General features: G+C 61.5%; 22 protein-coding genes. 12 read left to right on the top strand and 10 right to left on the bottom strand.

Features of this window, described 5'->3' with window-relative positions:
• Positions 1–3 precede the first annotated feature (3 nt).
• The 7 genes from IFT66_RS20365 (at position 4) to IFT66_RS20335 (ending at position 5,440) form a co-directional block, all read left to right on the top strand.
• Positions 4–792, top strand: a complete 789-nt coding sequence (locus IFT66_RS20365; protein ID WP_184655336.1) for an ABC transporter permease — start codon at positions 4–6, stop codon at positions 790–792.
• A 16-nt stretch (positions 793–808) separates the two neighbouring features.
• Entirely contained in the window at positions 809–1,867 is a 1,059-nt protein-coding gene (locus IFT66_RS20360) for an ABC transporter ATP-binding protein (protein ID WP_184655335.1), read from the top strand.
• Between the two features lie 61 nt (positions 1,868–1,928).
• Entirely contained in the window at positions 1,929–2,159 is a 231-nt protein-coding gene (locus tag IFT66_RS20355) for a type II toxin-antitoxin system CcdA family antitoxin (protein WP_192078723.1), read from the top strand.
• A 172-nt stretch (positions 2,160–2,331) separates the two neighbouring features.
• Positions 2,332–3,273 carry a 2-dehydro-3-deoxygalactonokinase gene (locus IFT66_RS20350; RefSeq protein ID WP_062458447.1) on the top strand — a complete coding sequence of 314 codons (942 nt, stop codon included), beginning with the start codon at positions 2,332–2,334 and terminating at the stop codon, positions 3,271–3,273.
• A 4-nt stretch (positions 3,274–3,277) separates the two neighbouring features.
• A complete protein-coding gene (locus IFT66_RS20345) occupies positions 3,278–3,898 on the top strand; it encodes a 2-dehydro-3-deoxy-6-phosphogalactonate aldolase (protein ID WP_192078722.1) in 621 nt (206 codons plus the stop codon).
• A gap of 94 nt (positions 3,899–3,992) precedes the next feature.
• Positions 3,993–4,235 (top strand): hypothetical protein, encoded by a 243-nt coding sequence (locus IFT66_RS20340; RefSeq protein ID WP_192078721.1) that lies wholly within the window; start codon positions 3,993–3,995, stop codon positions 4,233–4,235.
• Positions 4,236–4,270: 35 nt separating this feature from the next.
• Positions 4,271–5,440, top strand: a complete 1,170-nt coding sequence (locus IFT66_RS20335) for a pyridoxal phosphate-dependent aminotransferase (RefSeq protein ID WP_192078720.1) — start codon at positions 4,271–4,273, stop codon at positions 5,438–5,440.
• Positions 5,441–5,519: 79 nt separating this feature from the next.
• On the opposite strand, the gene IFT66_RS20330 is transcribed toward IFT66_RS20335, so the two are convergent.
• The 5 genes from IFT66_RS20330 to hutI all read right to left on the bottom strand — a co-directional run bounded on the left by IFT66_RS20330 (position 5,520) and on the right by hutI (position 11,352).
• The gene (locus IFT66_RS20330) at positions 5,520–6,023 is read right to left on the bottom strand and encodes an invasion associated locus B family protein (RefSeq protein ID WP_062576716.1); all 504 of its coding nucleotides are present in this window, start codon (positions 6,021–6,023) and stop codon (positions 5,520–5,522) included.
• Between the two features lie 236 nt (positions 6,024–6,259).
• Complete coding sequence (locus tag IFT66_RS20325; RefSeq protein WP_192078719.1) at positions 6,260–6,853, bottom strand: HutD/Ves family protein; 594 nt, start codon at positions 6,851–6,853, stop codon at positions 6,260–6,262.
• A 5-nt stretch (positions 6,854–6,858) separates the two neighbouring features.
• On the bottom strand, positions 6,859–8,544 hold the full coding sequence (gene hutU, locus IFT66_RS20320) for a urocanate hydratase (RefSeq protein WP_192078718.1): 1,686 nt from the start codon (positions 8,542–8,544) through the stop codon (positions 6,859–6,861).
• 28 nt (positions 8,545–8,572) lie between these two features.
• Positions 8,573–10,108, bottom strand: coding sequence for a histidine ammonia-lyase (gene hutH / locus IFT66_RS20315; RefSeq protein WP_192078717.1), 1,536 nt, complete (start codon positions 10,106–10,108; stop codon positions 8,573–8,575).
• A complete protein-coding gene (gene hutI / locus IFT66_RS20310; RefSeq protein ID WP_192078716.1) occupies positions 10,105–11,352 on the bottom strand; it encodes an imidazolonepropionase in 1,248 nt (415 codons plus the stop codon). Before hutI ends, hutH begins: the two co-directional genes overlap by 4 nt.
• Positions 11,353–11,456: 104 nt before the next feature.
• Between hutI and IFT66_RS20305 the strand changes: the two genes are divergently transcribed.
• From IFT66_RS20305 to IFT66_RS20285, 5 genes are all read left to right on the top strand, one after another.
• On the top strand, positions 11,457–12,806 hold the full coding sequence (locus IFT66_RS20305) for a formimidoylglutamate deiminase (RefSeq protein ID WP_192078715.1): 1,350 nt from the start codon (positions 11,457–11,459) through the stop codon (positions 12,804–12,806).
• Between the two features lie 77 nt (positions 12,807–12,883).
• Entirely contained in the window at positions 12,884–13,600 is a 717-nt protein-coding gene (hutC, locus tag IFT66_RS20300; protein WP_192078790.1) for a histidine utilization repressor, read from the top strand.
• A gap of 317 nt (positions 13,601–13,917) precedes the next feature.
• On the top strand, positions 13,918–14,184 hold the full coding sequence (locus IFT66_RS20295) for a DUF1488 domain-containing protein (RefSeq protein WP_062458477.1): 267 nt from the start codon (positions 13,918–13,920) through the stop codon (positions 14,182–14,184).
• Between the two features lie 93 nt (positions 14,185–14,277).
• Positions 14,278–15,174 (top strand): transglutaminase family protein, encoded by an 897-nt coding sequence (locus tag IFT66_RS20290; protein ID WP_062458480.1) that lies wholly within the window; start codon positions 14,278–14,280, stop codon positions 15,172–15,174.
• A gap of 74 nt (positions 15,175–15,248) precedes the next feature.
• Positions 15,249–16,076, top strand: a complete 828-nt coding sequence (locus IFT66_RS20285) for a transglutaminase-like domain-containing protein (RefSeq protein WP_174197404.1) — start codon at positions 15,249–15,251, stop codon at positions 16,074–16,076.
• 61 nt (positions 16,077–16,137) lie between these two features.
• On the opposite strand, the gene IFT66_RS20280 is transcribed toward IFT66_RS20285, so the two are convergent.
• The 5 genes from IFT66_RS20280 to IFT66_RS20260 all read right to left on the bottom strand — a co-directional run bounded on the left by IFT66_RS20280 (position 16,138) and on the right by IFT66_RS20260 (position 23,901).
• On the bottom strand, positions 16,138–18,234 hold the full coding sequence (locus tag IFT66_RS20280; protein ID WP_199864892.1) for a hybrid sensor histidine kinase/response regulator: 2,097 nt from the start codon (positions 18,232–18,234) through the stop codon (positions 16,138–16,140).
• On the bottom strand, positions 18,176–19,684 hold the full coding sequence (locus tag IFT66_RS20275) for an ATPase domain-containing protein (protein ID WP_113110162.1): 1,509 nt from the start codon (positions 19,682–19,684) through the stop codon (positions 18,176–18,178). The genes IFT66_RS20280 and IFT66_RS20275 overlap by 59 nt, the downstream gene beginning before the upstream one ends.
• 112 nt (positions 19,685–19,796) lie before the next feature.
• A complete protein-coding gene (locus IFT66_RS20270) occupies positions 19,797–21,197 on the bottom strand; it encodes an FAD-dependent oxidoreductase (protein ID WP_192078714.1) in 1,401 nt (466 codons plus the stop codon).
• Positions 21,194–21,808, bottom strand: a complete 615-nt coding sequence (locus IFT66_RS20265; protein ID WP_192078713.1) for a cysteine hydrolase family protein — start codon at positions 21,806–21,808, stop codon at positions 21,194–21,196. Before IFT66_RS20265 ends, IFT66_RS20270 begins: the two co-directional genes overlap by 4 nt.
• Positions 21,805–23,901 carry a hydantoinase/oxoprolinase family protein gene (locus tag IFT66_RS20260; protein WP_249406531.1) on the bottom strand — a complete coding sequence of 699 codons (2,097 nt, stop codon included), beginning with the start codon at positions 23,899–23,901 and terminating at the stop codon, positions 21,805–21,807. Before IFT66_RS20260 ends, IFT66_RS20265 begins: the two co-directional genes overlap by 4 nt.
• Between the last annotated feature and the right edge of the window lie 2 nt (positions 23,902–23,903).

Genomic DNA, 23,903 nt, shown 5'->3' with positions numbered 1-23,903 from the left:
AAGATGACCACACGCATCCATCCCGTCCTCGGCGTGTTCGCCGCCCTCGTCTTTCTTTTCCTGCTTGCGCCGCTCGTCATCATCGTCGGCGCATCGCTTTCAGACACGTCCTACCTCACGTTTCCGCCGCAGGGGCTGACGCTGCGGTGGTTTGCCAATATCTTTGAGATCTCCGCTTTCCGGAACACGGCGATTACCAGCTTCCAGGTGGCGATCCTCGGAACAGCGCTGTCGCTGCTGATGGGTATTCCTGCCGCCTATGCGCTGAACCGGTACCGCGTCGAACTGCCGAAATGGCTTTCCACGCTGTTCGTCCTGCCGATCTTGGTCCCGGAAATCGTGTTCGGCTTCTCGCTTCTGAAGTCGATTACCATCGGCTTCGGCCTGCCGGTCTATCCGAGCCTCATCCTCGGCCACGCGCTTCTGGTTCTGCCCTATTCCGTGCGCGTCGTCGGTGCGAGCCTTGCCGCCTTCGATTTCTCCGTGGAGGAAGCGGCGATCAGCCTTGGTTGCCCGCCGCTCAAGACCTTCCTGACGGTGGTGCTGCCGAACATTCGCGCCGGTGTCATCGCCGCCTTCATCCTCGCCTTCATCACCTCGATCAACGACGTGTCCATCTCGGTGTTTCTGACCGGTCCCGGCATTTCCACGCTGCCGATCCAGATTCTCGCCCATATGGAACAGTTCTTCGACCCCACCATCGCCTCCGTCTCCGTGCTGTTGATGCTGGTGACGGTTGGCGTCATGGCCATCGTCGAAGCCACGCTCGGCCTCACCTTCCTGACCAAGTAAGACGAGTAGAACCCTTTTGACCGTATCGCTCACCATCGAAAACCTTTCCGCCCATTACGGATCGACACAGGTGCTCAAGGACCTGTCGATCTCGGTCGCGGCCGGCGAACTCGTCTCGCTGCTCGGCTCATCCGGCTGCGGCAAGACGACGACGCTGCGGATCGTCGCCGGCTTCCTGGAACCGACCAGCGGCCGTGTGCGGCTTGGGGATCGCGACCTCACCACCCTTCCGGCGCATGCCCGCGATATCGGGCTTGTGTTCCAGAACTACGCGCTCTTCCCCCACCTGACCGTGATGGAGAACGTCGCCTTCGGTCTGAAACAGCGCGGCATTGCCAAACCCGATCGGGCCAAGCGCGCGGGAAGCATGCTGGACCGCGTCGGCCTTTCGCACCTGGCCGACCGCCTTCCGTCGGCACTATCAGGCGGCCAGAAGCAACGCGTGGCACTGGCCCGTGCGCTCGTCATCGAACCACCGCTCCTGATGTTCGATGAACCGCTTTCGAACCTCGATGCAAAGCTGCGCGTGGACATGCGCGTCGAGATCCGCCAGTTGCAGAAGGCGAACGGCACAACGTCGCTTTATGTCACCCACGATCAGGAAGAAGCCTTCTCGATCTCCGACCGCGTGGCGATCATGAATGCAGGCCGCATCATGCAGCTCGACACGCCCGAAGTCCTCTACCGCAAACCGGCCAACGCCTTCGTCGCCAGTTTTGTCGGCTTCGAGAACCTCGTTCCGATGAAGGTGGTCTCCCGCGACGGCGCAACCGTCACAGCCGAGGCTGCCGGCGGCGCGAAACTGTCGTTCTCGCAGGATGTCTTCGGTCCGATCAAGGACGATTTCGTTCTGGCCACCCGCGCCGACGGCCTTGTTGCCCGGCAGTCCGGCGAAGGTATTCCCGCGACCCTTGGCACCCGCACCTATCTCGGCCGAGCCTACCAATACAAGTGTGTGACCGTTGCCGGCGAGATCACGGCGAATGGAGCGCTGTCCGAACCATACGACCCTGGTACGAGCGCCGTTCTGGTGCCTGTCGCGGAACAATGCTGCATCCTCGATCCCGAAGCCTGAGACGCGCTTGCCGTTTCGCGGCATGCGTTTATTTTTCAGGCACGTCATTGAGGGACGAGCGATGTCTTCCACCAACCGCAAAGCTGCCAGTCTTTCACTTGATGCCGGGCTTATTATGGAGGCACAGGAACTGGCGATCGATCTCTCCCGCGCCGCCGAGACAGGCATTGCTTCAGCCATCAAGGCGGAGAAAGAGCGACGCTGGGGGCACGATCATGCGGAGGCGATCAAGGCTGAACAAGAATATATCGCAAAGCATGGATTGCCGCTGGCCAAGTACCGGCAATTCTGATGGCTCGCTGCGATGACATGACTGCTGCTACGGATTCTCTCTTCCAGGGATTCTAGTCGGTTACGACGCCAAGCCGCCCCTCAAAAGTATGACTTTTCGCAGCACTTGCTCTCGACAAGGCGGGCCTGCCCGCGCTATCGAAGGCCAAAATGTTCGGGGAGGAAACCGCGAGATGCCAGAGCCTAAGTCGATCATTCTAGATTGGGGCACGAGTTCGCTTCGCGCCGCGCTCGTATCTGAAACGGGCGAAACGCTCGACACCCGGGATACGACAAGCGGCGGCATCCAGTTCGTTAAGGATGGGGCCTTCGAGGCCGCCCTGATGGAAACGGTCGGGGCATGGTTCGACGCGCACGGCGCAATTCCAGTCCTCGCTAGCGGCATGATCACCAGCCGCAATGGCTGGATCGAGGTGCCTTACGTCGATGCGCCCGCGGGTCTTGCCGAACTGGCAGCCGGCACGCGGCAGATCACGCTTGCCAACGGCGCCATCGTCACCTTCCTGCCCGGCATGCGCGATCCCGCCGCAAAGCCGTTTCCGGACGTGATGCGCGGCGAGGAAACGCAGATCGTCGGCTTCGGGCTGGACAAGAACCGGACCCTGGTTCTGCCTGGAACCCACAGCAAATGGGCACGGGTCGAGAGTGGCCGGATCGCCGGTTTCCAGACCTATGCGACCGGTGAAATCTTCGCTCTGCTGACCAAGCATTCATTTATCGCCAAGGCATCCGAGCCGGCACCGGGCTCCGAGCCGCGCTGGGAGGCATTTGACCGTGGTGCCGGGTTTGCCGCAAGCGACGCGCGTGCCGCCGACGCGTTCCTGTCTGCCGTCTTCAGCGCCCGCACGGGCGTGCTCGCCGGCGTTCTGGCACCTGATGATATCGGCGACTACGTTTCCGGTCTTGTCATCGGTTCGGAGTTCCGTCAGGCCCGCGCGGCAGGCTGGCTGAAACCCGGTGAAGCCATCGGCATTGTCGGCAACAACGTGCTGAACAGCCGTTACAGCCGCGTCGCGCCGCTGTTTGATCTTGATATAGAGCCGGGCCCAACCGATGCCGCCAAGCGCGGCGTCCAGTTGATCGCCGGACAATTGCAACTGACGAATGAAGGATAGTTCGATGACGTTCCAAGACGCGCTGCAAGCCTGCAATCTGGTTGCCATCCTGCGCGGCATCACGCCTGACGAGGCCGAGCCGATCGGCGAGGCGCTGATCGAAGCCGGCTGGCGCATCATCGAAGTCCCGCTCAATTCGCCGGAGCCGCTGAAGAGCATCGAAAAACTGCAAAAGCGGTTCGGGGACAGGGCGCTGATCGGTGCGGGAACGGTGCTGACGACCGCTCAGGTCGCAGACGTTGCCTCGACGGGTGCAACTGTCATCATCTCGCCGAACGCGAACCTCTCGGTCATCGAAGCGAGCGTTTCGCGCGGCATGATCAGCCTGCCGGGCGTCGCAACGCCGTCCGAAGCCTTTGCGGCGATCGGCGCCGGTGCGACCGGCATCAAGGCCTTTCCTGCGGAAGCGATCCCGCCTCTGGTGATCAAGGCCTGGAGGGCTGTCCTGCCGAAGGATCTTCCGGTTCTGGCTGTCGGCGGCATCACGCCGGACAACATGAAATCTTTCATCGACGCCGGTACGAACGGCTTCGGCATCGGCGGGTCGCTCTACAAACCGGGCGACAATGTCGCGTCGGTGGCTGCCAAGGCCAAGCTGTTCATCGAGGCGATGCGCAACGTGTGATACCGATCGATGCCATGCGCCATTCAGCGCATGGCATTTTTCAACCAATCGGCGTAAAGGAGCGGTTCTGTCATCAGCAACGCACCGCATCCTTATGAAAACCCTTCCTGAAGAGCAGGTCTCCAAAGACGAACAGCAGTTCGAGGATGACATGGGCGAAGACGAACTTGTCCAGTCTGCGTATTTCCTGATCGAGGCGCTGACCTTCGCCCCGGCGGCGAAACCGGGTACGCCCGAAGGTCAGGCAAAACCATCGCCAAATCAACGCTTTCGGACCGATGGATCTGCATCCGATACGGCTTGCAACCGGTTGACGGTTCGTCGGAACTTGGCCTAGTCATAGTTCCCCGCACAGATTCAGCCGAGATTCGCATGACGATCATCCGACCCGACATCAGCGCCCGCGCTGCGGCCGCTCCGCGTAGCGGTATTGGCGAAATCGTCACCTATGCACGCGGTCGTGACAACCTCATGCCGCTGTGGATCGGCGAAGGCGACCTTGCGACGCCCGAGTTCATCACCCGCGCGGCCAGCGACGCGCTTCTCGCAGGCGAGACATTCTATACCTGGACGCAAGGGATCCCGGAGCTTCGCCAGGCAATCCTGCGCTACTACCAGCGCCACTACACGGCCGATCTCTCGGTCGACAACATCTATGTCACCGGATCGGGCATGCAGTCGATCGTGCTCGCGATCCAGACGGTCGCATCGGCCGGCGACGAGGTGATCTATTTGTCACCGGCTTGGCCGAACGCTGCCCATGCCGCAAGTGTTTCCGAGGCAAAGGCCGTGCCTGTCGTCCTCGATTTCATCGATGGCCGGTGGGTGCTCGATGCGGGCCGTCTCGAAGCTGCGATCACGCCGAAAACCCGGGCGCTGTTCATCAATACCCCATCCAACCCGACGGGCTGGACGGCAACGAAGGATGATCTCGAGGCAATCCTTAGCCTTGCGCGCCGCCATGGTCTCTGGATCATCGCCGACGAGATCTACGGGCTCTATTATTTCGAAGGCACGCGGGCGCCGTCGTTCATGGATGTCATGGACGGGGAAGACCGCATCATCTTTGCCAACTCGTTCTCGAAGAACTGGTGCATGACCGGCTGGCGTATCGGCTGGGTAGTGGCGCCGGCGGAGATCGGCCAGACGCTCACCAATCTCATACAGTATTCCACGTCAGGCGTTGCGCAGTTCATGCAGAAGGGCGCGATTGCGGCACTCGACCTTGGCGACGAGTTCATTCGCTCCAATGTCGAGCGTGCCCGAACCTCGCGCGACATTCTGTGTGACGCGCTGGTCGCCACCAACCGTGTCGAAACGCGAAAGCCCGAAGGCGCGCTCTACGCGTTCCTGAAGATCGACGGCGTGACCGACAGCCGCGCCGAAGCCTTCAGGATTGTCGACGAAACCGGCGTCGGCATGGCGCCGGGCACCGCATTCGGCCCCGGCGGCGCCCCCTTCATGAGAGCCTGTTTTCTGCGCGACCCGAAGCAGATCGAAGACGCGGCCGAGCGGCTATTCGCCTATATCCGCCGACGTTGACCGGACGAGCTCGTCAAGATCGGCGATGGGCGAATGCCGGTTTCGCCCTCCACCCATCAGAGATCTTAAGAGATCGACGTCAGTTGCACTGACCGGCCTGGTTGAGGGCTGCGGTCACGCCGCTGAGCGAGAACGTGTAGGATGTGCGGGTGCCTCTCCCCGAGACCGCCTGAAGCGTCATATTGCTTCCCGTACGCATGGCGTCGATCATCGCGGAATCATTGCTTTCCTGCTGCGTCCAGCCGGAGTTGCCCCGCGGCGTCATGGCAAAAGATTTGCCATCGATCGTGACCGTTATCTGTGAGCTGTTTTGAAGATCATATCCCATGATGGCCTGCGGATAATATCCGCTGCCCGAAGGCTTGGGCGCCACGAGGAAGAAGTTATCGCCGTGGTTGACGCTTGCGGGCGTCGCCTGTTTCGGAATGGTCAGGACGTAGCAGCTTTTCGAAGCTCCCGCCTGATAGGAATAGACGTTCCAGTCGCCGAACTGCCTCAGCATCGTCGGGCTCGGCTGGGCAAATGCCGGCAGGGCAATCACGGCTGCAAAGAGAGGCGCAAGGGCGAAAGGTTTGAAGGACATCTCGTCTCCTGTTGGGAATGGCAAGGGAAATACGGGTACGAATGCATCCGTATGTGATCCCATAGGGGGAGGAGGCGGTTACCGGAAAGTTAAAACTTTCACCTTCTGCGACGTCGCCTCCGCCAAATCCGGTCTGGAACCGGGCAGATGTGATCACCCGAAAGAGACGAAATATCGCGTTTCCGGTTCTTTAGCGCGATCGCTGCGGCCAGCCTCACGGCATCTTCACAAATGCGTCAAACCTGTAACGAAACCGAGGCTTTTTGCCGTGAGGCGATGCGGACAAGAAAAGTCGTGGCCGTTACAGTCAGATGAAATTCGACATCCGAATCGCCCGGATGCAGCAGGATCGCATCATAGGCGGCAAGCAATGTGCCATCTTTCAGCACCAAATCCGACGTCGGCAGAACCAGGGTCACGTCCGAACCGTTCGACGTAATGACGCGTTCACTGGCGGGGAGCATCGTCACGCCGTGAATAAACTTTCCGCGCCGGGTCATGACATTGAGATCGGTGATCGGGCCAGAGAGCAGCCTTGCGCTGGTCACTGCATCGGCCGGAAACGCGTGGGGCGGCGTGTCGGGGCGCAGGACACGATCGGGCTCGCCCTCGACCGAAAGCTCGATCCCGTCGCCCGTCAAAATGCTGAGGGTCCGGTCTATGTCCGCGAACACAGAGAACGGGCCGTCCTCGGCCACCGTCGCCATGCTGATACGCCAGTCGAAATCATCGACCGACGCAGCCTCGGGAAAGACGGCGATCTCCACCGTCTCGCCCTTGCCGTTTTTCCAGGGCATCCGCTTATGGTCCGATGCAGGCAGGATGCGCATGCGCGTCAGTTCCCGAGGATGCCGGGAAGGCGAAGACCCTTGTCTTCGGCGCAGTCGATCGCGATCTCGTATCCCGCATCGGCGTGGCGCATGACGCCGGTCGCAGGGTCGTTCCACAGGACACGTTCGATCCGCCGGGCTGCATCATCCGTTCCGTCGGCGCAGATGACCATGCCGGAATGCTGCGAATATCCCATGCCGACACCGCCGCCATGGTGCAGCGACACCCAGGTGGCGCCGGATGCGGTGTTGAGGAGCGCGTTGAGAAGCGGCCAGTCGGAGACGGCGTCAGACCCGTCCTTCATCGCTTCCGTCTCGCGGTTCGGCGAGGCGACCGAGCCGGAATCGAGATGGTCGCGGCCGATGACAACAGGCGCGGACAGTTCACCGCTTCTCACCATCTCGTTGAAGGCGAGACCGAGCTTGTGGCGATCCCCCAGACCCACCCAGCAGATCCGCGCTGGTAGTCCCTGGAAGGCGATGCGTTCTCGCGCCATGTCCAACCAGTTGTGCAGGTGGGTGTTGTCGGGCAGCAGTTCCTTTACCTTCGCATCCGTCTTGTAGATGTCCTCAGGATCGCCCGACAGCGCCGCCCAGCGGAACGGGCCGATGCCGCGGCAAAACAGCGGACGGATATAGGCCGGAACGAAGCCCGGAAAGGCAAAGGCATTTTCCAGGCCTTCGTCCTTGGCGACCTGGCGGATGTTATTGCCGTAGTCGAGCGTCGGCACGCCGGCATCCCAGAACGCGACCATCCCTTCCACATGCGCCCTCATCGATGCGCGGGCCGCGACCTCCACCGATTTCGGATCGCTTTCGCGCTTGGCTTTGGCTTCCTCGACGGTCCAGCCGACCGGCAGGTAGCCGTTGCGCGGGTCATGGGCGGATGTCTGATCGGTGACGATATCCGGGCGAGCGCCGCCGGCCTTCATGCGGGAGACCAGTTCGGGGAAGATTTCGGCAGCATTGCCGAGCAGGCCGACCGATTTCGCTTCGCCGGCCTTGGTCCACTGGTCGATCAGCGCCAGCGCTTCGTCCAGCGTCTTCGCCTTGGCATCGACATAACGGGTGCGCAGACGAAAATCGATGCGGGTCTCATCGCATTCGACGGCGAGGCAGCAGGCGCCGGCCATGACGGCTGCGAGCGGCTGTGCGCCGCCCATGCCGCCAAGGCCACCGGTCAGGATCCACTTGCCCTTGAGGCTGCCGTCGTAATGCTGGCGGCCCGCTTCCACGAAGGTCTCGTAGGTGCCCTGGACGATGCCCTGCGTGCCGATATAGATCCACGATCCGGCGGTCATCTGGCCGTACATGGCCAGGCCCTTCTTATCCAGTTCGTTGAAATGGTCCCAGGTTGCCCAATGCGGCACGAGGTTGGAGTTGGCGATCAGCACGCGCGGCGCATCCTTGTGGGTGCGGAACACGCCGACCGGCTTGCCGGACTGCACGAGAAGCGTCTCCTCCTCCGTTAGCGTCTTCAACGTCGCGACGATCTTGTCGAAGTCGTCCCAGGTGCGGGCGGCCCGGCCGATGCCGCCATAGACCACGAGTTCATGCGGGTTTTCCGCCACATCGGGATCGAGGTTGTTCATCAGCATCCGAAGCGGTGCTTCGGTCATCCAGCTCTTGGCATTGAGCTCGGTGCCCTTGGGCGAGCGGACATCGCGAATGTTGTGGCGTGGATTGGTCATGTCGTGGCTCCCCAATTTCTTCTGATGATCAAACTTCAAGGACCGGCAGGATGCCCGGCGAGATGGCGTGGGCGAAGGCACCGGACGCGACCAGTTCGCTTGCGGCCTTGAGATCCGGCGCTAGGTAACGGTCATCGTCGAGCGCAGGGACGGAAGCCCGCAGCACGGCAACGGCTTTTGCGAGCTCGGTACTGGTCTTGAGCGGCCCGCGCAGTTCCACGCCCTGGACGGCCGTCAGCGCTTCGATCCCGAGAATGCCGAACAGGTTTTCGGTCATGCCGAGCAGGCGTCGCGCGCCGTGGCAGGCCATCGACACATGGTCCTCCTGATTGGCGGAGGTCGGCGTCGAATCCACTGAAGCCGGATGCGACATCTGCTTGTTCTCGCTCATCAGCGCGGCCGACGTGACTTCGGCGATCATCAGGCCCGAGTTGAGACCGGGCTTTTTCGACAGAAATGCCGGCAGGCCGTAGGAGAGAGCAGGATCGACCAGAAGCGCGATACGGCGCTGAGCGATCGCACCGATCTCGCAGATGGCAAGCGCCGTCTGATCGGCGGCAAAGGCAACCGGCTCGGCGTGGAAGTTGCCTCCGGAGACGACGGAATTGTCTGACAGAACCAGCGGATTGTCGGTGACGGCATTCGCCTCGATCTCCAGCGTCCTTGCGACGGACCGCAACAGATCGAGGCAGGCGCCGTCGACCTGAGGCTGGCAACGGATGCAATAGGGATCCTGAACGCGCTCGTCGCCTTCAATGTGGCTCGCACGAATTTCGGAGCCTTCGAGAAGGTTGCGAAGTGCGGCGCCGGCATCGATCTGGCCCTTGTGGCCGCGCAGGGTGTGAATGTCAGGGTGAAACGGAGCGGACGACCCCATCGCGGCGTCGGTCGACAGGGCGCCCGTAACAAGTGCCGTCTGGGCTGCGCGATGCGTGCGAAACAGACCGGCGAGGGCCAGTGCGGTGGACGTCTGGGTGCCGTTGATCAGCGCCAGCCCTTCTTTTGCGGCGAGCACGACTGGTGTCAGACCCACCTTGGCGAGCGCATCGGCAGACGGTAGGCGTTCTCCGTGCAGGAAGGCCTCGCCTTCGCCCATCATCGTGGCGGCCATATGGGCAAGTGGTGCCAGATCGCCGGATGCGCCGACCGAGCCCTTTTCCGGAATGACGGGAATGACGCCCTTTTCCAGCATGCCCTCGATCAGACGGATCAACTCGAGACGGACACCGGAGGCGCCGCGGCCGAGCGAGATGAGCTTCAGCGCCATGATGAGACGTACCACATTTTCCGGCAGCGGCGCCCCGATGCCGCAGCAATGCGACAGGATGAGATTGCGCTGCAGGGTGGCGAGATCGGCACTGTCGATCTTGATCGAGGCAAGCTTGCCGAAGCCGGTGTTGATGCCGTAGACCGGTGCGTTTCCGGCAGCGATTTCCGCAATGCGTCGCGCCGCCTTTTCGATGCCGGCATCGAAGGAGCGATCGAGAACCGCCGAACCATTGTTCCAGTAGAGATCGGAAAGCTCGGCCAGCGTGACGCTGCCGGGGTGAAGCGTGATCGTCATAGCTGTTGACCTCTAAAGACGTTCGAATGAAGCGGGTTGAAGCCGATGCGGTAAACCAGCTCGGCCGGTCGCTGGATGTCCCAGATGGCGAAGTCCGCGGATTTGCCAGCCTCCAGCGTGCCGGTTTCGGAGAGAAGACCGAGTGCCCTTGCCGCCTCGCGCGTCGCGCCGGCGATGCATTCCTCGACGGTCAGCCGGAAGAGTGTCGCCGACATGTTCATCGTCAGCAGAAGCGAGGTGAGCGGTGACGTGCCGGGATTGCAATCGGTCGCGATCGCGATCCTGACGCCAACATCGCGCAGCATCTGCACCGGCGGCTTCTGCGTTTCGTTGATCGCATAGAACGCGCCCGGCAGCAGAACCGCAACCGTGCCTGACGCGGCCATCGCGGCAGCACCTTCGGCATCGAGATATTCGAGATGATCGGCGGACAAGGCACCGTAGGATGCCGCCATCGCGGCACCACCGAGATTGGAAAGCTGTTCGGCGTGCAGCTTTACGGGCAGGCCGAACGACGTCGCATGATCGAACACCCGCCGCATGTCCGCGACCGAGAACGCGATGCCTTCGCAGAACCCGTCGACAGCATCTACGAGGCCCTCCGCATGGGCAAGGTCCATAGCGGGCAGCACCACGTCGGTAATGTAGTCGCCGTTGCGTCCACGGTATTCGACGGGCGTTGCATGGGCGCCAAGGAACGACGTGACGACGCGGACCGGGCGGATCTTTTCGAGCGCCCGGGCGGCGCGCAGCATGTTGAGCTCGCCCTCGATCGACAGGCCGTAACCGGATTTGATCTCGAGCGTCGAAACACCTTCCGCGAGAAGCGCATCGACCCTTGGCAGGGCCGCCTTCACAAGCCCGTCGACGGAAAGAGCATTGGTCGCCTTGACGGAGGAGACAATGCCGCCGCCTGCGCGCGCGACCTCTTCATAGGTGGCCCCTTCGAGCCGCATTTCGAATTCCATCGCGCGATCGCCGCCGAAGATCAGATGCGTATGGCAGTCGATCAGACCGGGCGTGATTACCCTGCCCTCCACGTCGATGATCTCATCGGCTTCCAGAAAGGTTGACGGCAGAGCGGACTGGGGACCGGCGAAGATGATCCTGTCACCCTCCACTGCGAGCGCTCCGTCCTCAATGAGAGCAAGACCTTGTGCCTCGTCGGCAAGCGTGAGCAGCCGAGCGTTGCGCCATAGCGTTCTGGTTGGCACCACCGGTGAATTGTCGCTATTCTCGACCACGAAGCCTTCCTCTTTTTGTTTTAATGTATATACATAAAAAACCAAGGCAAGAAGAATTTTCAGGCGCCTGCTGACGCAGACGGGACCGACGAGTGGAGTTGGCAGTGAACACCATTTTTGCAGAAAGCGCACTGATCGGCGGGGAATGGGCGAGCAGCACTCGCCTGACGATAGAGCATGGCACCGTGCAGTCGATCGAGCCCGACGCGATCCCTGCCCGCAACGACGAGCGGCACCGGCTGATCGTGCCCGGCATGGCCAATCTCCACAGCCATGCTTTCCAGCGCGCCATGGCGGGACTGACGGAGGTTCGCGGATCGACAAGCGACAGCTTCTGGAGCTGGCGCACGCTGATGTACAAATTCGCCCTGTCCATGACACCTGACGATATCGAGGCGGTCGCAGCGCAGCTCTATATGGAAATGCTGGAGGCGGGCTTTACCCGCGTCGGCGAGTTTCATTACCTTCACCACGACCGCGATGGGCGCCACTACGCCAACATCGCCGAGCACGCGGCGCGGATTGGTGCGGCAAGTGCTGCGACCGGGATCGGCCTCACCCTGCTGCCAGTCTTCTACGCCCGCTCCGGTTTCGGGGGAATGGCACCGACGGAGGGCCAGCGACGCTTCATCAACTCGGTCGAAAGCTTTTCCACGCTGATGGAGGAATGCCGGAAGATCACGTCTGCGCTTCCCGGCGGCCAACTCGGCATCGCGCCGCACAGTCTGCGGGCCGCGACGCCGGAAGAACTGCGGGACGTTCTGCCGATGGCAGGTGGAGGCCCGATCCACATCCATATCGCCGAGCAAACGAAAGAGGTCGAGGACTGTATCGCGTGGTCGGGCGCACGTCCCGTCGAATGGCTGCTCGCCAACATGCCGGTCGATGAGCGCTGGTGCCTGATCCACGCTACCCATATGACCGACGCAGAAACGCGCGACATGGCACGCCGAGGGGCAATCGCCGGTCTCTGCCCCGTCACGGAAGCCAATCTCGGCGACGGCATATTTCCGGCACCGGCGTTTCTCGAGGACGGCGGCCATTTCGGCGTCGGCTCGGACTCGAACATCTCGATTTCCGTCGCCCATGAGCTTCGGCAGCTCGAATATTCGCAGCGTCTGGGACTACGCTCGCGAAACGTCGTGGCACTGCCGCAGCAATCGACGGGGACGCGCCTGTTCCAGGAAGCGCTGAAAGGCGGCGCCCGCGCGCTGCAGTCGCAGGACGACATCGTCGAAGGTGCATCGGCGGATTTCGTCTCGCTCGATCTTGGGGCCGCACCCTACCTTTCGGCAGATCAGGTTCTCGATCAGTGGATCTTCGCTGACACGATCAAGGTGGATTGCGTCTGGGCGGCGGGCAAGAAGCTCGTGACGGGCGGCCTGCATGGGAGCCGAGAGACAATCGTCCCGAGGTTCCAGGCCGTGATGGCCGCTCTGCTTGACGCCGGCTGACCGGCTATGGTGGAGAAGCCGTTTGATGCAGAAAGCCGAAGGACTTCGCCTTGACCGGAGAAAAAGACATCAAGGCGATGCGTGCGGTGGGCACACTGCACCAGAAGATCCTGGGCGACATCGAGAACAATATCGTCAGCGGCGAATGGCCCCCGGGCTACAGGATCCCTTTCGAGGTGGAGCTCGCCAAGCACTACAATGTCTCGCGGATGACCGCGAACAAGGTTCTGACCCAGCTTGCCAATGCCGGACTGATCGAGCGGCGCAAGAAATCGGGCTCCTTTGTTGCCCAGCCGCGCAACCAGGCTGCCATTCTTGAGATCTACGACATCGAAGATGAAGTCCGCGCGCTGAACAAGGACTACCATTTCCGGATGGAGGAATGCCGGGAGCGGAAGACTGTGGCAACGGACCGGCTGCGCCTGAGCGTCGCCGGCAAGGAAAAATCCATCTACGTCGTCTGCCTGCATTTCGCCGACGGGAAGCCGTTCTGTCTCGAGGAACGACTGATCAATCTGAAGACCGTGCCGCAGGCAAAGGACATGGATTTCTCGACGGTTTCACCGGGCAAGTGGCTGATCGCGCAGATACCATGGACCGCTGCGGAACATCGGATCTCGGCCCAGCTTGCGGACGAAGAGCTGGCAAGGCGGCTGGAAATCACGCCGCAGTCTGCCTGCCTCGTGGTAGAACGCAAGACCTGGGACGTTTCCGGCCCGGTGACGTCGGTGCGGTTCAGCTACCCTTCCGACAGCCATGCGATCACTGCGCGCTTTGCTCCGGCCTCGAGCTGAGACCGGCTTGCCCACCCCAAGCATCCCTTGCCAATTCAGGCTTAAAATGCGGTCTGTCGCAGCAGGCTCGCCATTTCGCGTTGGACTTCGGGGGCTCAACGTGACCTAGTCATATGGTTCGTCGGCATAGGATGCCATCGATCCGGCGTTTGGAAAATTGGCGGCGCTGCCTCAATACGGACTGCGGGACCAAAAAGCCGGTTACCTGCGAAACGTCACTGGGCTTGTTATCATCGACTAAGCGGATGGCAGCAAGATACCCGACATGCAAACGTGGTAGTCCGACATGCGGAGCCATGCTGACGACAGAGGCTGCCATGACACTTTCTTTCCCAAATCCCGCGCGCAGTTACGATGAATCGAAAAGACGCGTCCGCTTTCTGGGTCATGACGGCATGTTCGAGGTTCGGTTCTTCGTCGCTGCTGAAGTTCTCAGCAGCAACCTTGTTGAAAGAACTGCCGTCAGCGATGATTATCTTGCCTCTTTCGATGCGCTACGACCGAAGATCCTGAAGGCGGCCCAGGCTGCCTACAAGGCGAAAAACGCACAATCCATCATGCTAGATCTCGAGAATTTCAAATGAACAGACTTCTGCTGAGCGCCATCGCTCATCGTCCCGACATGATGTACTTTTCCGATCTGACCCAATGTCAGTCGAACTCGGCTCGGTGATCGCATGACGATCTTTTCGGTTCGTCACCTTACGTCCTACCAGTATCATAAGCCGGTCGAGTTCGGCGAACACAGGCTGCTGTTCCGACCAAGGGACAGTTTCGACCAGACGCTGCTCGTGTCGCGCCTCGAGGTCTTTCCAAAGCCTGCCTATGTCCGCTGGATCCATGACGTGTTTGGGAACTGCGTGGCGCTGGTCGGTTTTGAGGGTGCGTCTCAGAAGCTCCAGTTCGAAACGACCATCAGGCTCGATCATACGCCGCAGCTCGCGATGGATTTTCAGATCGACGAGGAAGCCCTCACCTATCCCTTCACCTATGACCCGGTGGAAGCGTTCGATCTGGAATGCACCATCCGTCGCCATTACCCGGATGCCAACGACGAGGTTGGCAAATGGGCGCGGCAGTTCGTGAAACCCGGCCAGCCGACCGAGACCGGCCGATTGCTGATGACGCTCTGCTACGCGATCCGTGAAAGCTTCGTCTATGCCCGTCGCCATGAGCACGGCACCCAGGCTCCGCTCGAGACGCTGCAGCTGCGTCGCGGGACCTGCCGCGACTTTGCGCTTTTGATGATGGAAGCAGCACGGGCCCTCGGCCTCGCTGCACGTTTCGTCACCGGCTATATCTACGTTCCCGATCGCGACGGATCGACGACGCTTGGAGGCGGATCTACCCACGCGTGGTGCCAGGTCTACCTGCCGGGAGCCGGATGGGTGGAATTTGATCCGACCAACGGCATTGTCGGTAACCGCGACCTCATTCGCGTCGGCGTCGCCCGCGACCCGAAACAGGCTATCCCGCTTCGTGGCAGCTATGACGGTGAGGCGGAAGATTTCAAAAGCATGTCAGTGCAGGTCAACGTCACGACCGACGAGTTCCAGGCCAAACTTCATGGCTAAACGGAACCGTATCAACGCCCGGGCATTGCCGCATTGCTGCCATCTCGTCAACGGTATTTAGGAGACATCGCTTCATGAGGATACGCGCCGGTTTTCATCTGGGCTATGAATGCCAACAGCCGACTGCCATGCTTCTGGCGTTGAATATCCACCCCTCCCGTCGCGTAGATCTATTGACCGAACAGGTGCTGACTTTTGACAGACCGATCGAAGCCTGGGGTTATCAGGATGTCTTCGGGAACGCCTGCAGCCGCATCGTTGCACCGCCCGGCCTGACGACGATCTCGACCGAGTTCGAGATCTATGACACCGGGCTTCCGGACCCGATCCCGGAAGATGCGCAGCAGCACCTCATCCAGGATCTACCCGACGACGTTCTGGTGTTCCTGCTGGGCAGCCGTTATTGCGATACGGACCGTCTGTCAGACTTCGCCTGGAACACGTTTTCCTCGACTGATCTGGGCTGGCCGCGCGTCAAGGCCATTCTTGATTTCGCGCATAACCGCATTGCGTTCAACTATCAGAACGCCGATTCGCTGCGGACCGCGTTCGGCGGCTTCAACGACCAGACGGGGGTGTGCCGGGACTACGCGCATCTGGCGATCACCCTTTGCCGGTGCATGAACATTCCCGCACGCTACTGCACGGGTTATCTCGGCGACATCGGTGTTCCCAAGGATCACAATCCGATGGACTTCAGTGCATGGTTCGAAGTCTATCTCGGCGGCCGCTGGCACACTGTCGATGCCCGTCACAACAAACCTCGTATCGGCCGGATCCTGATGGCGACCGGTCGCGATGCGACTGATGTCGCGTTATCCACGGCCTTCGGCCCGGCGATCCTGGCAAGGTTCGAAGTGATCACGGATGAACTGCCGCTGGGTGGCGACGGGCAGGCGTAATAGCCGCGCCGAGTTTCTGACCCTTTGAGCTTTATGACGTCGCGCCCGGTTGCGAGAGCAACTAGCGCGGCGACGTAAGCTTGCCGATCTGTTCCGCCAGCTGTGCCTGCGTATACGGCTTTCCGAGCCGCGCAACCTCAAGATCAACGCCAGGCGGAAGATCCGCGTAGCCGGAGGCGATCAGGATTGGCAATTCGGGCAGCAAGGCTCGTGCAGCCTTCGAGAGTTCGCCCCCGGTCATGCCAGGCATGGAGTAGTCGGTGATCATCAGATCGAACTTTGGTCCCTTACCCAGATGCTCCAGCGCCTCCTTGCCGGAATGGGCTTCGACCACGTCGTGTCCGAGATCCAGCAGCATGTCGGCGGAACTCATGGCGATGAGGACGTCGTCGTCGACAAGCAGGATACGCTTGGGACCACCCTGATATTCTGCCGGAGGCGATGGTGCCTCGGCCTGCTTCGGCTGCTCGGCAGCGGAAGAGACCGGAATCCACAATTCGGCGGTGGTGCCGGAACCGATCCTGCTCGACAACTTCAACTCTCCCTTTAACTGGGACGCCAGGCCGTGGATCATCGACAATCCGAGGCCCGTTCCCTTGCCCAGTTCCTTCGTTGAGAAAAACGGTTCGATGGCTTTCTGCAGCGTCGCCTCGTCCATGCCTTGGCCTTCGTCCTTGACCGAGAGCACGACGTAACGCCCGGCTGCAAGCGTATCGTTTGAGAACCTCTGCTCTTCCTGGCTGAGGCTGATCCGCAGCGTGCCACCGTCGGGCATGGCGTCACGCGAGTTGACGGCGAGGTTGAGAAGCGCCAGCTCGATCTGGTTGGCATCTGCGGAAACCTTCGGCAGATGATCCGGTATTGAGGTCTCGACGAGGATGGTCGACCCGACCGAGCGTTCGAGAAGGTCGCGCATGCCACCGATCAGGGCGCCAAGGTCAACCGGGCCGATCTGCAGATCCTGGCGGCGGGCAAAGGCGAGCAGCCGCTGCGTCAACGACGCGCCGCGTCTTGCACCCTGAAGTGCGCCATCGATCAGGCGTTCGGCTTTCGGATCGCCCGCAACGAGCTTGCGGAGCAATTCGAGATTGCCGAGCACTGCCATCAACAGGTTGTTGAAATCGTGGGCGACGCCGCCGGTCAGTTGGCCGATCGCCTCCATCTTCTGCGCCTGGCGCAGTTGATCTTCCGCCCGCTCACGCTGCGACACCTCGTCCATCACGACCGAATGGGCCTGTTCAAGTTCACGCGTCCGCTCGGCGACGCGCTCTTCGAGCAGTTCGTTGATCTGCCGCTGCTGCTTCTCGTTGATGACCCGGTCGGTAATGTCGGCGGATACGCCGACCAGCTTGACCGCCTTGCCCGAGTGGTCGCGGTAGAGCTGTGCCCGCACTTCTGCCCAGCGCACGGTGCCGTCGCGCCAGACGGTGCGGTATTCGACAGAATAATCCTCACCGCTCTCGGCTGTTGCCGTATGAGCATCCTGTACGCGTTGCCGGTCATCGGGATGGATGCTGGCAAAAAGGTCGTGATAGGTGAACGCCTCTTCCGGACCGCGCCCGAAAATGCTCTTGCAGGTCGCAGACGTGCTCAGGACATCGGTTGCAAGATCCAGTTCCCAGGCGCCGAGGCGACCGGCTTCGAGTGCTGTCTGCAGGCGGCGCTCTCCTTCGTCGAGAGCTTCCATCCGCAGACGTGCATCATATTGGCGCCGACGCCCGCGTGCGGCAGAACGGGCAACGCTGATGAATGTCGTTGCGTGGAAAGGGCGCTCGATGAAGCTGACATTGCCAAGGACTTCCGACAGCCGCGCAGCTGCGGGGTTACGCTCCGGACCACCGCCGCGGTTTGTCAGAATGACGAACGGTAGATCCGACCAGCTCGGCTGGTTCTCGATCCACTGGGAGATGGCGCGCAGGTCGGCGGAGCGTAGAGCTTCCTCGGTGATGACAGCGAGCGCGATGTTGTCGTCAAGGCTGTCGACGAAACCGGACAGGTCCGGGGCCGCCTTCGAAGCGATACCGGCTTCCTTCAGGAGGGATGCCGCAATCTGCGCATCGCGACCGTGTGGGGCGTGAATGAGGCCGACGGCATCTCTGTTAGGAATGGCTTTCGTCCTCGTTTGAAAGCTCCAGCAGTTGCTGCTTTTCGCCGACAAGCGTCGGTACGCCGCGCAACACGCCCTGGAAACCGGAAAGCGGATCGCCCAGTGTCAGCCCCGCATCGGTGATGCGAAACTCGCGGATGGTTTCTTCGTGCCGACCGGTTCGCTTCTTGATGACCGAAACTGCGCGCCGAACCCTGCCCAATGCCTCGAAATAGCGCAGCAGGATTACTGTATCGGCAAGGTAGGTGACATCGACCGGGGATTTCATGTCTCCGACGAGCCCGTGCTGGGCAACTGTCAGAAACGTATTGGCGCCTTGCCGATTGAGGTATTGCAGCAGTTCATGCACGTGCAGGATCAGCGCGTTTTCCTCGGGCATCGACGCCTGGTAGCCGTTCACGCTATCGATCACGACTGTCCCGGCCTTGAAGGTCGCCACGCGATCCCGCACGCGTTGCGAGAATTCCCCCGGCGAAAGCTCGGCCGCATCCAGCTGCTCGATGTGAATAGCGCCGTCGTCGCGCATCTTCTCGAGGTCGATCCCCATTGCTTTCGTACGCGAGAACAACAGGCCGAGCTCCTCGTCGAATATGAAGACGGCTGCTTTCTCACCGCGCTTCACGGCAGCTGCTACAAACTGGAGCGCGAACAGGCTTTTGCCGGTACCGGCAGGTCCGATGAGCAGCGTGCTCGACCCGCGTTCTATACCACCGCCAAGAAGATCGTCGAATTCGGCAATGCCGCTTTTCAAAATAGCTCGGTCGAATGCCGTCTTGTGCTCGATCGCACGCAGCCGCGGAAAGACCGAGACGCCTCCGGTCTTGATGACGAAATCATGATAGCCGCCGCGGAACGCCTGGCCGCGATATTTGATCACCCGCAGGCGGCGGCGTTCCGAACCATAGTCGGGAGCCAGCTGCTCGAGATGAAGAACGCCGTGAACGACGCTGTGGACGGTCTTGTCGAGATTGTCCGACGTCATGTCGTCGAGCAAAAGGACTGTGGCGTCGGATCGAGAAAAGAAATGCTTCATGGCCAGGATCTGGCGGCGGTAGCGGAGAGAACTCTGTGCCAACAGACGGATTTCCGACAGGCTGTCGATCACCACACGCTGCGGTTTCAGACGCTCGAAGGCCTCGAAGATCAGCTTGGTCGTCTCGCCGAGCTCCAGATCTGAGGAGTAAAGCAGGCTTTGCTGCTGGTCTGCGTCAAGCAGGCTTTCCGGGGGGACGAGCTCGAAGATTTCGATCGAATCCCCGAATTCGATACCGTGCGAAAGCGCGCTTTCCCGCAGTTCTTCTTCGCTCTCCGACAGGCTGATATAAAGACAGCGCTCCTTGAGTGTCGCGCCTTCCAAAAGAAATTGCAGGGCGATCGTAGTTTTGCCCGTGCCCGGCGTCCCTTCGAGCAGGAAAACATGGCGGCGAGTCAAACCGCCCGATAATACATCGTCCAGTCCCAGAACGCCTGTCCTCGCCTTTGTACTCAAGCCGTCGATCATGTTTTTTCCTTTTGCGACTTTTGACTTAGCGCAAACTGGCGTGGAAACAAGAGATGGACGGGTTGGGTACGGTAACTGTGACGAACGAGATGTTTCCGGCTGTCCTTCGATTCTAGCAGTTGCGCAGGTAAGCGGCGGCGCGAAGACCCGAAATGCGTCCGAGCGCCACTGCAGTCAGGAGACCGTTCCCGGACAGGTAGCCGCTCGCTTTGCTGCCCGATACGCCACAGGCGGCGCCTCCGGGGGCAAAAAGGTTTGCGATGGTCGAACCGTCGCGTCGAACCACACGTGCCTCGCCGTCAACAACAAGCCCGCCCTGGGTGTGGAAGAGTGCGCCGGTGACCCTTACCGCTTTGAAGGGCGCTCGAAGTGGCGGCACGTCTGCCAGAGAACGGCCGAAGGGGTCCGCCCCACCCTCGGCTTTGCAATTCTCGAAAGCACGGAAGCTTGCCGTCAGTTTCTCCGGCGAGACCTGCATCCGCTCCGCAAGCGCCTCGATCGTATCGGCCTCGATGATCGCATGCATACGCTCGGCGCTTCTGAAATCCTCGAACTGGGCCGCGATCGCGGCGATCCGCGTGTCGAACACGGTCCATGCGATCCCTTCCGGCTGAGCAAGCACGTTGGACGCCTGCTCCGAATACCCCTTCGCCTCGTTGGAAAAGCGTTCGCCTGCGACATTCACCTGGAAGCCGCCTTCCATCACGGTCGCCCAGGTGATCAGGATCCCGGCAGGATGGGCGACGGATCCATGTCCCTGATGACCGCTCAGATGCCGCGTCGCAGCACCCAGCGCCTCACCCCACACGATCGCATCGCCCTGGTTGCCCGGGTGGCCGAAATAAAGAGCATCCCGCATCTCCGGAATGTGGTGGGCGACCAGCGCCGGATTGCCGCCATAGCCATTGCAGGCAAGGATCAATGCCTCACAGCCGATGTCTTCGCGGGACCCATCCGGTCGCGACAGGGTCATGCCTCGCGGTTTGCCGTCGGAGCCAACGACGAGCGTGTCCACATGAGCTTCCGTCAGGATATCGATGCCGGCTTCTTCCGCGGCGTCGCGCAGACGATCGATCAACTCCTCGCCGGACCGGGAGGGAAGACCATGCATTCGAAGGTGCGAGTGACCGGGATAACGGAAGTTGTCGACCAGCGAAAACGCCAGGCCGTGGTCCTCGGCCAGCCATTCCAGCGTTGGGCCGACCGTTTCGGTCACCAGCCGAACGAGGCCCACATCCGGCTCGTCATCCGCCTTGTGCAGGATATCCGCCCCGAAGGTTTCCGGCGTGTCCTCGACGCCGATCGCAAGCTGCCAGCGCGTGCCTGCTGCCGGGATGAGGCCGGCTGACAGCGCCGTCGAGCCGCGCGGCAGCGGATCGCGCTCCAGCACAAGCACATCGACGCCGTCTGCCTTGGCCGACAATGCTGCAATCATGCCGGCGGCACCGGCGCCGATCACGACCAGCGGCACCGTCACCTCGAATTCCCGGTCCGAGACTTCGACCTTGCTCATCGGGCCTCGAACTCGGCGATCATGTCTGCGATCGTTGCGATCCGGCTGACGGGTTTCAGTGCTGCGATCGCGGTCTCGTGCGTTTCCTGCGAAAAAGCTGCCGAACCATCCGACAGGGTGATCGTCTCGAAATCGCGCACATGGGCGTCGCGAACGGTGGAGGCGACACCGCCATTGGTGACGATGCCGCCGACCACCAGCTTCTCGATGCCGCATTTGCGCAGGATCCATTCGAGCCGGGTCATGTAGAACGCCGAATAGGCGACTTTCTCGACAATGAGATCGGCCGGTGCCAGATCGTCGATCAGGCTGTTGCCCCAGGTGCCGGGCGCAAAATCGCCCTTGCCGAGAAAGGGCCGAAGTTCTCTTAAGTGCGGCGAGATGATCGGCTCGCCACCCTTGGCCGGCACCAGCGTGAACTGGGCCGAGATGATATAGCCGCCTTTTGCGCGCATCGCCTCCACAAGAGGCTTGATGCGCGCCGGCAGTGCCGCAATCTCAGGCGCGCCTTGACCGGCACGGCCATAGGCGCCGTCAGGGGCAAGAAAATCGTTGGTCAGATCGACGATGATCAGGCCGGTCTTTTCGATGGGGATCGAATGTCCGCTCATGCTTTCCGCTCCACGATGATATTTCCGTAGAGATCGACGCGCGCCTTGAATTCCGGCGACACGACGGTCGTGGCATCCGGCTGCTCGAGGATCGCCGGGCCCTGGATTTCCGAACTCTCCGGCAGTTGCAGGCGATCGTAGATCGTCGTTTCATGCCAGGCGCCGTCGAACCAGACCTGTCGCGAGCCGGTCGTTGCGGAGGCAACTGTCGTGTCGGTTGGTGCGGAAAGCGCCTTCAGATCGAAGCTCGGACGAATGCCGATCGCGCTGGTGCGAAGATTGACGATCCGCATCGGAACGCCCGGCAAAAGCCGGCTGAAGCTTGCCTGATAGGCATCCTCGAAAGCCTGCTGGATCATCGCCTCGCTGACATCGGTTTGGCTCCCGCTGATCGTTGCCGGCAGTGTGACCCGAACCGTATGGGTCTGACCGACATAGTGCATGTCGAGCTCGAACAGCGTATCGATCCGCTCGACCGTCAGATGCGCATCCTCGACGACGGCGCGCGCCTTGCCCGCCTCATCGACCATGCGGGCGTCGATCGCCGCAACGTCGATGCCCTCGAGCGAGAGGTTCAAGGTCTGCACCTGATCGTGGCGGATGTCGGCGATGACGCAGCCGAGAGCCGATGTCACACCCGGATAACGCGGCACGAGCGCCGCCTTCAGCCCGACTTCGCGGATCAGCGCCGAGACATGCAATGCCCCGCCGCCGCCAAAGGGAACGGCCGCGAACTTCTGCGGATCGTGACCGCGCTCGATCGACATCAGCCGGATCGCACCGGCCATGCGGCTGTCGGCGATCTTCACGATCGCTTCGGCCGCCTCCATCACACCGAGGCAGAGGGGCTTTGCCACATGCTGGTCGATCGCGGCCTTGGCGGCCTCAACGTCGAGACGGGCAAGCTTGCCGCCGATCGGCCGGTCGGCATTGATGCGGCCGAGCACGACATTGGCATCCGTCAGCGTCGGCCGGGTATTGCCCTGGCCGTAGCAGACCGGGCCCGGCCGTGAACCGGCACTTTCGGGGCCGACCTGCAGCAGGCCGCCGGCATCCACATGCGCAATCGAACCGCCGCCGGCACCGATCGTGGTGATCTCGATCATCGGCGTGCGGATGACGAGGCCGAAATCGATCTTCGTCTGGGCCGCGAGTGCCGCCTTGCCGTCGGCAATCAGCGAGACATCGAAGGACGTGCCGCCGAGATCGCCGGTGATGACGTTCGGGAAGCCTGCCGCCTTTGCGATCGCGGCTGCGGCGATGACGCCTGCCGCCGGACCGGACAGCGCCGTACGGGCCGGAAGCCTGCGCGCGGTTTCCGTCGACATGACGCCGCCGTTCGACTGGACGATATGGAAGCGGCCGGCGAAGTCCTCGCTTGCCAGTGCCGTTTCCAGCTTGCCGAGATAGGAGCCGACGACCGGCTGCAGATAGGCGTTGAGAACCGTTGTCGACGTGCGCTCGAACTCGCGGATTTCGGGCAGGATCTGCGTCGAGCAGGCGAGGTTCTCGTTGTCCCAGACGGCACGGGCGGCTTCCACCGCACGCTCCTCGTTTTCGGGATTGGCATAGGCGTTGACGAAGACGATCGCGAGCGCTTCAGCACCCATCGCCTTCAGCTTTTCGGCCGCGACGCGGACGGCATCGACATCGACGCCAAGACGGATCGTACCGTCGGCAAGCGTGCGTTCCGCCACTTCCAGACGCATGTCGCGTTCGACGACGGGTATGAAATCGCCCCACAGGCCCCAGGTATTGGGCCGGTCCCGGCGGCGCATTTCCAGAACGTCACGAAAGCCTTCGGTGGTGATCAGACCAACCCTGGCACCCTTGCGCTCAAGAAGAGCGTTGGTGCCGACGGTCGTGCCGTGCACGATCGAGGAGAGGTCAGCGATGGCGCCGAAACCCTTCAGACCATCGAGGAAGCCCACAGCTTCATCGCCGCGGTTGGAAGGGACCTTGTTGGTGCGGAATTTCGCCGAAGCTTCATCGAAATAGAAGAGATCGGTAAAGGTACCGCCGACATCGACGCCGACGATCCTGCCCAATCCCGACTGGCCCAGTTTTTCATTTTGTTGTTTTGTTGTTCCCAGAT

The sequence above is a fragment of the Rhizobium sp. CFBP 13726 genome (assembly GCF_014841925.1).
Lineage (GTDB): Bacteria > Pseudomonadota > Alphaproteobacteria > Rhizobiales > Rhizobiaceae > Neorhizobium > Neorhizobium soli.
The sequence above is the reverse complement of the archived record's forward strand: the minus strand, read 5'-3'. Positions and strand labels throughout refer to the sequence as shown.